The sequence below is a fragment of the Mycoplasmopsis phocirhinis genome, assembly GCF_004216495.1.
GTDB classification, from domain to species: domain Bacteria; phylum Bacillota_I; class Bacilli_A; order Mycoplasmatales; family Metamycoplasmataceae; genus Mycoplasmopsis; species Mycoplasmopsis phocirhinis.
This window is the reverse complement of record NZ_CP034841.1, coordinates 320315-333664: the sequence shown is the minus strand read 5'-3', so window position 1 is coordinate 333664 and position 13350 is coordinate 320315. Positions and strand designations below refer to the sequence as shown.

Sequence of the window (13350 nt, the reverse complement as noted above, 5' to 3'; positions counted from 1 at the left end):
ACTATTCCTTTCATGCGAAATAATCAATAATATTATTTGCATTAGTTAATTTTTCATTATTATTTTTAAATAAATACTCAAGAGTTAAATCTTCAATATTGTTTTTGCTTATTTGCTTGTTAATCGAGGTGTTATCAGCACCATTAAACCCATATCATTTTATTATTTTTTTTTGATTTTGTAAGTTAAGTAATGAATTTTTATTTTTATCTAGTAAATCAACTTTTAAAAGTACACAACCAGGTTCATCACATAAACCATTAAATTGAACACTTATATCGTCAATTCAAGTATTTTGATCTGTATTTAAGCCAATTAAATATTTAAAAACGTCTAAACCTAATAAAGTTTTAAGTGTTTGAATTATTATTTTGCGATTTTTAACCCGGTGCGCTTCAAATTTTGACATTGGAACATTGTCAAAAAGGGTTAAATTATCTTTAAAGCGGTAAACTTGAATGCTCATTAACTTCAATAAAATTTGCTCAAAAAATACATTAGGGTCAATTACTTTTTTGACCAAATTTTTTTGTTCTTTAGGCAGTCCTTCTTTTCAACCATATAATATTGGGTTTTTGAAATTTAAATCCGGTGTTATTTTATATTGAGCAAATGTGTGATAGTGAGCATTAATGTCGATTGAATACCATTTGAAATATTTAATTTCGCCATGTTTTGTTGTAACTTTAATTTTTAATTCGATTAGTGAATTTGTAGCATTTAAATATTCGTTATTGATTTTTTTATCTATAATTTCGTATTTAGCATCAATATGTTTTCTTCACGGAGGAACTTCTAAATTGAAGTATTGTTCATCGTTATTTAAAAATCACAAAAATGAGCGTGCTGTGGCTTTATTGAAATTAAAACTTGGGTTTACGTAAAATTCATATTGATTATCAGTTAATGCTAATGGATTTGTGTATGATAAAAGAGTTTGCGAACCAAAGTAAGCATTTACATATTCATTAAACAAGATTTCATCATCGTCAATATTCAAAGTGTGATTAAAATTACTTTTAGAATTATAATCGCGAAATAGTGATTTATATGTTTGTTGATTTTCGGTGTTATTTTTTAGTAAAAAATCATTATTTTTAAAACCAATTATTCATTCTTGTTCTCTAATGTTTTTGCTCAATAAAGATTCGCCATTTTCATTTAAAAAATCTATTTTAATTATTGGAGCATTAACAAATTCGTCATTTCTAATTTCTTCGATGTAACTAACTGGTGTAATTTTAACTTTTGCGATTGGCTTTAAATTTGAAAATTGAAATCGTTTTAATTCCAAGAGTATTAAATCTTCCCAATATTTTATCTGTTCTTCGTTTTTAATTCAAGCTTTTGCGCGCATTCAACGAGCACTGATAAAATTAGGATTCAAAATATTTAAAGCATCGTTTAATTCTGAAGAAGCGATACGTCTAAAAATACTAAATATATCCGGTCAGTTTGCTTGAGTTTGTTCAAAAATGTAATCATATTTTTCAAATAAAACATCATAACTGTCTAAATTATCTAAAGAGTGGTCACCTTGTATATATTTAAAATCTCCATTATTGACAAAATGTAATTTTAAAGGCTGTAAATATTTAAATTTTGGTATGAATTTAGTTATTTTCTCTTTTTTATTATCTTTGTTGATTAAGATGTTGTTTTGTTCAAAAATTATATCTTGGGAATTAATTTTATTTTCTTTTGAAACAAAAATAGGTGTATATTGATTAATAATTTGAAGTTGATCTTTGGTGTATGAATTAAGTAAATTATTGTGAAAAACTCCATATTCAATTTTATTATTGATTTGAATACTAAAATTATTATTGCAACTTGCAGCTACAATAGGTAATGAAAATATAGAAGTTAATATAAATAATTGTTTTTTCATTAATCCTTTCTTAATTTAATATCTTCAAAATAAATTAATTCATCTTCGCGAGTTGGTTTTGAAAATCAAGGTTGTATTAATTCATATTTAAAATTTGCTAAATCAACATTTGAATCAATATTATACGGAACTGAATAAAGTATTTTTATTTCATTAATAATTTTAATAATATCAAAATAATTAAATTGTGTGTGAAAATCAAAAACGGCTTTTTTGAGTTTTGAAGTTAGGTTTTTGTTTTTGCTTGTCAAGTCTTGTTGCTCTAAATTTGCATGCATAAACTGTGCAAATTTTTTTAAGTTGGGAAATAATTTAATATCAACGTACTTAAAAGCATTTAATAAATTTTGTTGTTCAATCAAATCAACTAAATAATCTATTGTATTTTGCGAATTAATGTTAAAAATTGAGTAATATTGTTTGGTTAAATTATTGTTTAAATCAACAATTTTAATTACTAAACGTGGGTCAATGCTATTGAAAATTTCATTAAGGATATTTAACATTTTTGTTTCTATTTTTTGAATATTTAAAGGAATAACAAAATGAATTTTTTTACTTTTTTGCTCATTATTTAATGTTAGATAAAATTTATTTAAAATACGAGTAATATTATTTTTAATTGAGCTATATCATGGTGATTGTAATTGTTTATAAATATCTAAATAACTATCTTTACTAAAAAAGTGATTTTTATTTTGTTCTGCATAATATTTATAAATTTTTTTATCAAGAAAGAGTGCGTTTTCATTTATGTGATCAATTGCGTCAATGATTTTTAAATAATTTGTGTTTTTAGCGTTGGAAATATTTGCGTCTGGCGAAATAAAATTATCATAATATTGAGTTTTAGCAACTATAAAATTTAAAGAAAATTTATTGATTATTTGAGTAATATTATTGCGAAATTCAAAACCAAGACCTTGGTAAAAATGATTTCAATTAATACCTGAATTATTGTTTGTTCCATACATTAACATTCTATACAGCGGGTCAATTTGGCTTGAATTAGGCTTTAAATTAAAACTTAAATATTTGTTTTGGGAATCATTTTTTGTTTTTAAAATATTTAATTTAATATTTTTATTTCCTGACTTAAATTTCCTAATTAAATTATTTTGTTGTGCGTCGTTAAAAATTGAAATATCTTGGCTCGAAACTAAACCTTGCTCATATTCATTGAGAATATGAATTCTATGTGTTTGGTTATCTGTTTGGCCAGCTGGGTTGTATTTTATAATAACTTGTTTAATATCTGAATTTGTCAAAGCAATATATTTTGTATGTTTTAAATCATTTGAACTTAAATAAAATGCACCAGCATAATAATTTGGTTTATAAGCAGAAAATAATTTATTTTCAATAATTTCGTTTAAAAATAACTCAATATTGTCAATTTTTGAAATATTAAATTGAGCATAATCATTAGTGAAATTATTTTGACTAACTAAATTAATATCAAAACCGAATAGTGTTAAATTTTGTGTTTGTTGCTCATTTAAATTCGCATTACGAAGTGAATTTAATAAATCATTAGGCAATACCTTAAATTGAGTTTGTTTTCCTTGTTTATCAAATCAAAATTGGTTCGGTTTAAAATAAAATTTAATACTCTTTGCTTGTTGTAATTTATTTGTAAAATTTTGTGAATTTATTGAGCGTGGGTTTGGAGAAACTAAAGAATAAATGTAATTTTTAAAACCTCTATTTATGTCTCGTTTAATTAAATTTTTTGGGACTTTAAATTCAATATCATCATCACTATCAAACACTGAAATATTTTGATTATTGTCAATAATTTGAATTTTATTAATTAGGCCAAATTTTAAATATTTGGCACTAATTCCATCTGCGAAAAAATAGTTATTTAAATAATCATATTTTGCTTCACCGATATATTTATAACGTAACAAATAATTACCACTAAGTGAATCATGAAGTGAATTTCTTTTAGCATAAATGCCACCTAGTTTTGGTACATTATTATAATTATTGTTAGCTTCATTTTTTTCAATAATAAAAATATTTTTAGCTGTATGAGTTTTTGAACATGAAAATGCTACTAAAGGTAATGTTGAGCAAGTAATAAGAGAAAGGATTATTTTTTTACGCATTTTCACCTCTTTGGTTGATGTATGCTCTATTTAGTTCAAAAGCTATATTTTTTAAGCTAAAGATATATATAGTAATTAATAAAGAGATTGTAATGATATATGAAGGGTTAATTTCAAAAAGATTTAAAGCCTCTAAAATTATAAGTCCCAGTAACAATTTAGTTTTATTTAAATTAAAAATTGAGATAGCTGAATAAGAAATAAAAGTTAAAGATATTTGTTCAATAGCTAGAATTAAAATATTGAAAAATAAAGGTTTTATTAAAGTTTTTGAAAATATATGTCACTGACTAAAGCCAATTGCTTTTTCTGCATTGATGAATTCGTTTTGTAAAATTTGAACGCTTTTTTGATAAGCAGTTATTGAAAGTGAAATAGTTGAAATAGTGCTAAAAATTACAATTGAATTAATTATATTAGGGTCTAGAACTAAAAACAAAAATAATGAGAATAAGATGTATGGTATAAGAGCAAAAGTTGTAAAAATTTTGTCGAATATTTTTGCTATTTCCTTTTTAAAATGTGTTGCGATTAATCCGCCAATAAATATTGATAAAAATATTGAAATTAATACAGATAAAGTTGAAATTAAAAGTAAATTAGCAAAAGAATAAATAATTCTGGCATAGATGTCAATTCCTTGTGAATTTGTGCCTAAAAGATATATGTTATTATCATTAAATATTTGATAAGCGTTAAATTTTACACTGTAATTAATTAAACCGTCATTATCATCTATTATTCGTTGAATAAAGACTGATTTTGGAAATTGCTTGGCAAAATCACGATAGACATTTAATTCGTCACTTTCAGGTAAAATTATATGTTTAAAACCATTTAAACTTGAAGGTAGTTCAGTATTTAAAGCAAAGGAGTTGTTGATGGCTTGATCTGGTTTGTGTTTATAAAAAACAAAAGAAAAAAAAGTACTTAATAAAATTACAATTAGAGCAACGAAACTAAATATTGCTATTTTTGAATTAAAAAATTTTTGACTAAATCTTTTAAATGCACTTTGTGCGTTTAATATTTCAGCACGTAGCAAAACATTTTTTTTAAATCTAAAATCATTTATTTGTTTCATTTATAAACTCCTATCTTAACAAACGTATACATTTTTTTTATATCTAAAATGTAAATTATTAAATCTGTTAAAGATTTGATAGAAAATATTAAAGTAATATTCAATAAAATCGAATACATTAATAAATTTAAATATTGAGGATTGTTTAAATATTGAAAAATAAATGATTGTCCAGGAATATAAAAAAATCTTTCGATAATCATTGAATAGGTGATTAAATAAATGTATATAAAAACAAGTTTTGATAATCCAGCACTAATTCAATTTCTAACAATGACACTCCAAAATATTTTATTTTTTGAAAAACCATTCGCTTTAGCTCATGAGTAGTATTCACTTTGTGTTATTTGTTTTAAAATTGGGTAATTAAAACCAATTACTAAAGGAATAATTACTAGTGACAAAACTAATATAGGCGTGAAAATAGATAAAAAACTTTGTCAATAACTACCTAAATATGTATCTATATATACTGTTGGTAAATTGAGTGTTTTGTTAAAAATTATTGCTAGTGGCCCTAAAATAAAAACTGGTATTGAACTAAATATAAAAATTAAAATATTGATTGATTTAATTGAAATAGTTTTATTTTTGTGTGCTAACAAATATGCTAAATAAAAACCAACAATAAAACTTATAATAAAACTTGACGAAACTAAAATCACAGTATTATTAAAATAGGAAAAATAGAGAGTACTAACGTTAATATTTAACACATTTTCTATATAACCATATTGAAACATCAATATATTATTTATATATTTTAGACTTTGCTTTATATTATGTTCTTTAATTAATATTGAACTAAATGTTAAGTGTAGTAGAAATATAACAACGATTATTATCAAAAAATTAATTAGTATATTTTTTAGCAAATATTTTAAATAATTAAAAAATTTCATATATCCGTTCTACGATTTAATTAAATCTAATTTATATTTATTGTACCACTTATTATGTTTAGTTTGCTTAAGACAATATCGTTTTTAAAAATTGTGTTGTGCTACTATTTTTTGTAATTTTTTTAGTCAATGATTAACACCGCTTTTGGAAATATGTATATTAAATTGTGAAGTAAATAAAATTGTTAAACTTGTTAAACTTTCTTGAGGATTTTGTAATAGTAATTTAAAGAGATTTAATTGGTTTTCATTGAAAAAATACTCTAAATTGTGTTGAATAATATAATTTATATTTTGTATATGTTTTTGATTAGCTGAAACAATTTTTTTAATATTTGCAACGTCAACATTATTTATTCTGTTCATTGAGTTATCAAAATCGCGCTTTATTCGCGAATCTTCAAATGCAAACATTGAATTAATTGCTTCGATTGCTTTTAAAAAGTCCGAAATTTTTTCATATTTTTTGATATAAATTAAATATTTACCTTGGTGTTTTATTTTTTGAAAACCAAATTCATATTCATTTAGTTTTGTTTTAAAAGCATCGACAAAATGTTCGTAATTAGAACTTAGTTGCAAATGATATGAAGAGCGCTCTAGACTACTAATTGTTCCCCCACCAATAAAAACACCTGCAAAAAAACAATTAGGTATTAAAAAAATTAAGTCCAAATCAAAATCTTCTTTATTTAAAAAAATAACACTATTTTGTTTTAAATAATATTCAATTTTAACTGTTTGCAATAATTTAATAATTTTATCTCGCGTAATTTGATTGCTGATTTTAAGTCGTATTTTTTCTTCTATCACAGCATTAGCAAAAATAAAACCACGCAAAAATTCAATGATTTCATTTTTCTTTTTCTTTTTGTTTAATATTTCATTTTTAATTAATTGGGTAAAATTATTGTTCATTGTTTAAATTTAAGGAAATTAATTTATTAAGGGAGTGTTTTATTTAATATTTACTAAATTTTTTGTATTTTAATTCATTTTCAAGAACTAAAGCATATTTATCATCTTTTTGAAATTCTACCATTTGTTCTAGTTCGCTTATTTTTGTTTCGTCATTGATAATTTGTTTATATCATTTAGCTGAATTAAAAACAATTTTTACTCCTGATGTAGCTCCAAAACCGTATTGCATTTTATCATTAGGTAAAATACCAATAAAAACTGTATTTAATCTAAATTGTGAAAGTTTATTCAGTAATATTGGATTTTTTGTAACTACGAATGTGTATTTATAGTCACCGTTTTGTACTGCTTTTACTATTTTGGAAATTAAAATATTTTGCTCATTGTCCATATCTAATTTATTAAGTAAATAATTAACTCAATTAGTATAGAATGAACTAGCATAATAATCATTTTCCGCTTGTTGATTAATAGTACGCATTACTTCAACAGCTCGTACAGGATATTTACCTGCTGCAGTTTCGTTTGAGAGCATAGTTGAATCAGCTCCGTATGAAGTTGCTCAATAAACATCGCTAACTTCAGCACGAGTAGGTTGTGGATTATTTTCTAATGAATCTAACATTTGAGTAGCTACTATTACAATCTTACCAATTTGACGGCATTTATCAATAATTTGTTGTTGTCAATAAGGAACTTCATAATATGGAATTTCAAGACCTAAATCACCTCGAGCTATCATAATTCCATCACTAGCCTCAATAATTTCATCAATATTATTAATAGCAATTTGACTTTCAATTTTAGAAATAATTTGAATTTGTTCGCCACCGTTATTGTTCAATAATTCCCTTAATTCATTTACATTTTTGGCACTATTAACAAAGGACGCGGCAATAAAATCAACACCATATTCAATACCGAATTTGATATCGTTTATATCTTTATCGCTTAAAAAGGGTAATGAAAAATCTACATTTGGTAAATTAATTCGTTTATTTGTTTTTAAAATATGTGAATTTAAAGTTTTGACAATTATTTCGCCAGGATTTATTTGAGTTACATTTGAACTTAATTTACCATCATCGAATAAAACTTTGTCTCCAACTTTTAAATCAACACTCATGTCATAAGCAACGCTAACTTGGTTTTGGTTACCTTCTAGATTTTGGTATGCTTGTGGAGTACTAATAATTTTTAATTCTTGGTTTTGTTCAATCAATACTGCTCCATTTTTGATTTTACCAACTCTGATTTCAGGCCCTTTTGTGTCCAGTAATAAAGATATATTAACTCCTAAATCGTGGGCAGCTTGCCTTGCTAAATCAAATTTTATTCGCTGTTCTTCAATGCTTCCATGGCTAAAATTTGCTCTAATTACAGTTGCCCCTGCTTTTATAACATTTTTCATCATTTCTAATGTAGTTATTGATGGACCAACGGTTATGGTTAATTTCTCTTTATGATTATCTAATTTCATCTTTTCTCCTTATTTTTAATATACAAATTGTAAATTATTTATTTTTTTGGCTTTGGTTAAATATTGATTTAGTTGCAAATTTAATGGAATATATTCCTTAAACATTATTTCGCGTGAATTAAATCCAAACAAAAAATCTAGCACTAGCTAGATGTTGTGGTTGCTGTGTTAATATCTTTAAAACCATCTAAAACAAATGTACCGTAATATGTGTTAATTCCATATTCTTGATCAGTATTATTTAATTTAAGTTCAAATGAAAAAGTAATTGCCGTATTTTGTTGCTCGCCTACAAAAGGAGTATTTTGAACATTTTTATCATTTTTAGGTTTTCTAAAATTATTTAATTGATATGAGAGTGTATAGTTAGCAATATTTGACTCATATTCACTAAATGTTTCGTTATTTGTGATTCTAGATATTGACGCATCATCGCTAAATTTTAAGTTTAACTCAGTAAAATAGCCATTATTTGAGTTTGGTTCAAGCGCGCTTGAAGAACGATGGAAATTAAGAGCATTTTGGCCAGATTGTGTGTATTGATTTAGAGGAACACCTTTTTTGCCAATTATTTGCACAAATTGTTTTGCTATTTTTTCTAAATTAAAATAATTTAGATAAATTTTTTGACTAAATTGTTGCTCAATTTCAACACTTTGGCTTCGAGCTAAGCTGTTTAAATTACCAATTTTAGCAGCTGGTATTTTGCGAGTTACGTAATAATTAATATTAATTTCGTTGACGTTATTTTTGTTTTTGCTAAATCATACGGGTTTATTTCAATTGATTTTAAACGAATTGTTATATGAATTGATGTTTTCTATACTGAATAAATTCTTGGTTAAAATTTCATTTTTGCTAATTTGCTCTTTATCAAAATTTGGCTCGCTAGCTAAAATGTTATTATCAATTAAATCGTGCACTGCGTTTACAGCAATGTCTTTGCCGTTTAATGTATATTTTTTATCGCGAAAAATATCATTTAAAGTATTAGTTTCTGAAATTTTAAATGAAGGTGTTAAAGTTGAATTAAGTGTTGTTTTCGAAGTTAATAAATCTTGAGTGTTATACGTTATTGGATTTGTGCTTTCTTGTTTTATTTTTTTAAAACCACCAATTTTAAAAACTTTTGATTTTCATGAGTCGATGCGAATTGTGTCACTAGTAGATTTATTTAAAAGCTCTTGTTCGCTTTTTGAACTAGGGTTTTTATCTTCGAGCAAAACTGATAAAAATAATTCGCCTGTAAAATCGTTGGCATAAGAATGATAATATATATTGTGAGTAGCTTTTAATACATCAATAGGAGCACTTGATTTAGAATTTCGCAAATAAAATAATTTTTGTTCTTGTCTTCTTTTGAATTCATCAACATTTGACTTTTCGTTATCATAACTAATTTCTAATTGATATGGTCAAAATTGATTCGCATAATTAGATGAATTTTTTAATTCAGGCTGAAATAAGACATTATCATCTGCACTACGAGTTGCTCGAAAATCATTGTACGAGGCAAAAGCATATTCGCTAGGAAAATGATTTTGAATTTGTTTTGCGAAATCTTGGCCGACGTAAAATTCATAATTGGCAATTCTTTTTTCAGCACTTGTTTGAGGATTATAAGCGTTCATCGCAACTGTTGTAATTGTAATTGCTGCTGCGCTAATAATTGTAGTTGCTAAAAGACCAGTTAAAAATTTTTTGTTTTTTTTCATAAGTCAACTCCTAGTTTAATTTTGGTTATGGTTGATAAAGAATTTTATCTATATATTCAACTAATTCATCTAAATTAATTTTTTTGTGGGCTGAAACTAAAAAAGTCTCTGAATTAAATTTGTAATTTTGAATTTGTTCAGCGTGTTTTTTAATTAAAGCTGATTTATCTTTTTGGTTTAATTTGTCTATTTTTGTGTAAACTAAAGAAAAACTTAAGCCTAAATGTGTGATAAAATCAATAATTTCATGATCAAGTTTTGTAATCCCGCTCCGGGAATCAAGCAAGATAAAAAGATGTTTAGGATTTGGTTCAAATTCTAAATATTGCTTAATTGAATTTAGCATTTGTTGTTGTTTTTGCTTACTCATTGTTGCGTAACCATAACCAGGCAAATCAACAATAAATTTATTGTTTAAATCAGTAAAATAATTGATTAATTGCGTGCGTCCTGGGGTTTTAGATACAAATGATATTTTTTGATTTGTTATAGCGTTTAAAAGTGAAGATTTACCAACATTAGAACGTCCTCAAAAAATAACTTGAATATTGCCGTTAGTGTCAATTCAACTATTTTTATCTAACGCACTTTTAACAAATTTTCACATTTTAATCCTTTTTGATTGCTTTTTGGTGTCTAATTAAAGTTGAACTTATTCCAATCATTTTATAATCAGGAATAATTAGAATTGTTTCTAGGTCACCCTTAACTTGATTATTACCAGCAGCAATATCTAATTCTGTTTTGTAATCAATATCGTTACGGGCTGAACGAATTAAAAAATTTATGCCTAGTTTTGCTGCTATATGAGCAATTAATTCATTTTTGTTAACAATTACCTTGATGCGAGCATCATTGGCATAATATTGTTTAATTTTTGAATATCGTTGTTCAATACCTTGTAAATTATTTTTGTCAGGGTTATTAGAAACAACAATTGTTAATTCATCAATTAATTTTAGTGCTTTTTGAATTACTGCTTTGTGTCCATCATGTAGAGGATCAAATGAACCAGCATAAATTGCTTTTTTCATTAGCTGAAAAGTTTTAAGGCATTTTGTGCAATTAAAAGTTCTTCGTTAGTGCGTACCACATATACTTTAATAGCGCTATCAGGTGTAGAAATTAAAGCATATTCTCCTACTTTGGCATTGTTTGCTTGTGTGTCTAATTTTATTTTTGCAAAATGTAATTTATCCACAACAGCTTGACGCAATCTTGGTGAATTTTCTCCTACACCAGCAGTAAATACAATAGCATCTACATTTTCAATTTTGTTAGCATAATTTGCAATGTAATCAACAATTTTTTGTATATATAATTCTTCAGCAAAAATTGCTTTTTTATTTCCTTGACTAATTGCTTCTTCAATATCACGCATATCTGAAGATACTCCAGAAACACCTAATAATCCTGATTTTTTGTTTAAAGTTTGTGTAATATCTTTAGCGTTTGTGTTTAAATGTTCACTTAAAAATTCAATTAAAGCTGGATCAATATCACCTGATCTTGTACCCATCATAACACCAGCTAAAGGAGTTAGACCCATAGTGGTATCAAATGATTTTGAATTTTTTATCGCACAAATGCTAGCGCCATTGCCAATGTGTGCGTTAACAATATTAATTGAAGATTTATTTAAAATTTTTTGCATTGTTTGATTGATAAATTGGTGCGAAATTCCGTGGAAACCAAAACGACGAATACCAAATTTTTCACTTCATTCGTATGGAATTGGATAAATTGCATTTACATCGGGTATACTTGTGTGAAATGCTGTATCGAATTCTGCTGAAAGTTTAGCATGTGGCATTACTTTTTTAAAGGCATAAATTGCTTGTAAAGCACCAGGGTTATGTAATGGTGCGTAATCTGAACATTTTTCAATTGCCTTAATTACTTCATCGTCAATAGCACTTGATTTTGTGAAATAAGTTCCACCATGTACAACTCTAAAACCTATAATTTCAATTTCTTTTACATCCTCAATAATTTTTGATTCTGAAAGTAAAGATAAAATGTTTTGAGCCGCTACTTCGTGATCTGGCATCGATACATTTTTTATGTATTTTTGTTCGTTTGCTTTAATTGTAATTACACCATCATCTAATGTAATTCTTTCGGCTAAACCGTTCGCTATAACATTCATTGAATTTTTTTCAAATAATTGTAATTTAATTGAACTTGAACCAGCATTGATAACTAAAATTTTATTACTCATTTTTTGCTCCTTGACTTTGTATCATTGTGATTAAAACTGTATTAACTACATCGTTTACTTTCGCACCTCTTGATAAATCATTAACTGGTTTTTTAGTTCCAACTATAATTGGACCAATAGCACCATAATCTGCTAAACGTTGCGTTAATTTATATCCAATATTTCCAGCTTCTAAATTTGGAAAAATTAAAGTGTTTGCTGGTTGGTTGTATGATTCGATAGGATATTTCGCTTTTCTTACATTTAAATCTAACGCAGCATCTAATTGCACTTCTCCAATTGCTTTTACACCATTGTATTTTTGGTTGAAATCAACAGTTGCGTTATGAACCATTTCGGTTTCTGGTGTTTTAGCACTAAAATTTGTTGAAAAACTTAAAAAAGCAACTTTGGGTTCTATTCCAAATCCATTAACAAATTGAGCAGCATTTAAACCAATATCTGTTAGGGCACTTTGATCTGGTTTAGGATTAACTGAAATATCACTGAAAAATAAAGTGTTTTCGTCTTTGTGCATTATCATTACTGAACTAATTGTTTTAATACCTTTTGAAGGGCCAATAACTTTAAAAGCAGCTTTCAGCATATCCGCGGTTGAATAAATCAAACCACCAACAACTCCATCAACTTCACCGGTTTCAAGCATCATCATTGCGTAAAATGGTCTTTGTTGCATTGCTTTTTGAATAGATTCTAATGTGTCTTTGTTTTCTTTACCTTTTGCTTTAGCAGCTGCTTCTCGTTGTTGAAATAACATTTGAGCAAATTGCAATTTTTTTGCTTCATCTTTATTCATATTTAACAATGTTGCGTTTGTTTCAATATTTTGTTCTTTTTCTAATAACAAAATAACTTCTAAATTTTTGTATTGTTCTAAAATTTTAGCAGCTTCAATTGCTCTTTGGTCATCGCCATCAACTAAAACAATACGTTTTTTTTGTTTAATTTGAGCAATATTACTTTGAATTAAATCTGTAAATTTCATTTTGTCTCCTTGAATAATTTAATTAATATTTTACAAC

At 25.9% G+C, this 13350-nt stretch carries 11 protein-coding genes; all 11 read right to left on the bottom strand.

Translation table 4 applies throughout. The annotated features are described in order from the left end of the window. Position 1: 1 nt before the first annotated feature. Positions 2 to 1891 (bottom strand): MAG3240 family lipoprotein, encoded by a 1890-nt coding sequence (locus EG856_RS01325; RefSeq protein ID WP_130429343.1) that lies wholly within the window; start codon positions 1889 to 1891, stop codon positions 2 to 4. Further along, complete coding sequence (locus EG856_RS01320) at positions 1891 to 4005, bottom strand: OppA family ABC transporter substrate-binding lipoprotein (protein WP_130429342.1); 2115 nt, start codon at positions 4003 to 4005, stop codon at positions 1891 to 1893. Before EG856_RS01320 ends, EG856_RS01325 begins: the two co-directional genes overlap by 1 nt. Further along, positions 3998 to 5089, bottom strand: coding sequence for an ABC transporter permease subunit (locus tag EG856_RS01315; protein WP_130429341.1), 1092 nt, complete (start codon positions 5087 to 5089; stop codon positions 3998 to 4000). Before EG856_RS01315 ends, EG856_RS01320 begins: the two co-directional genes overlap by 8 nt. Further along, positions 5077 to 5754: an ABC transporter permease subunit gene (locus tag EG856_RS01310; RefSeq protein WP_130429340.1), complete on the bottom strand. Its 678-nt coding sequence runs from the start codon at positions 5752 to 5754 to the stop codon at positions 5077 to 5079. The genes EG856_RS01315 and EG856_RS01310 overlap by 13 nt, the downstream gene beginning before the upstream one ends. Positions 5755 to 6075: 321 nt before the next feature. Beyond that, entirely contained in the window at positions 6076 to 6909 is an 834-nt protein-coding gene (gene whiA / locus EG856_RS01305) for a DNA-binding protein WhiA (RefSeq protein WP_130429339.1), read from the bottom strand. A 43-nt stretch (positions 6910 to 6952) separates the two neighbouring features. Further along, positions 6953 to 8392: a pyruvate kinase gene (pyk, locus tag EG856_RS01300; RefSeq protein WP_130429338.1), complete on the bottom strand. Its 1440-nt coding sequence runs from the start codon at positions 8390 to 8392 to the stop codon at positions 6953 to 6955. 143 nt (positions 8393 to 8535) lie between these two features. Next, positions 8536 to 10107, bottom strand: coding sequence for an MAG1430 family protein (locus tag EG856_RS01295; protein ID WP_130429337.1), 1572 nt, complete (start codon positions 10105 to 10107; stop codon positions 8536 to 8538). A 25-nt stretch (positions 10108 to 10132) separates the two neighbouring features. Next, complete coding sequence (yihA, locus tag EG856_RS01290; RefSeq protein WP_130429336.1) at positions 10133 to 10714, bottom strand: ribosome biogenesis GTP-binding protein YihA/YsxC; 582 nt, start codon at positions 10712 to 10714, stop codon at positions 10133 to 10135. A gap of 1 nt (position 10715) precedes the next feature. After that, entirely contained in the window at positions 10716 to 11141 is a 426-nt protein-coding gene (coaD, locus tag EG856_RS01285) for a pantetheine-phosphate adenylyltransferase (RefSeq protein ID WP_130429335.1), read from the bottom strand. Further along, entirely contained in the window at positions 11141 to 12328 is a 1188-nt protein-coding gene (locus EG856_RS01280) for an acetate/propionate family kinase (RefSeq protein WP_130429334.1), read from the bottom strand. Before EG856_RS01280 ends, coaD begins: the two co-directional genes overlap by 1 nt. Next, on the bottom strand, positions 12321 to 13313 hold the full coding sequence (locus EG856_RS01275) for a phosphotransacetylase (RefSeq protein WP_130429333.1): 993 nt from the start codon (positions 13311 to 13313) through the stop codon (positions 12321 to 12323). The genes EG856_RS01280 and EG856_RS01275 overlap by 8 nt, the downstream gene beginning before the upstream one ends. Positions 13314 to 13350: the final 37 nt, after the last annotated feature.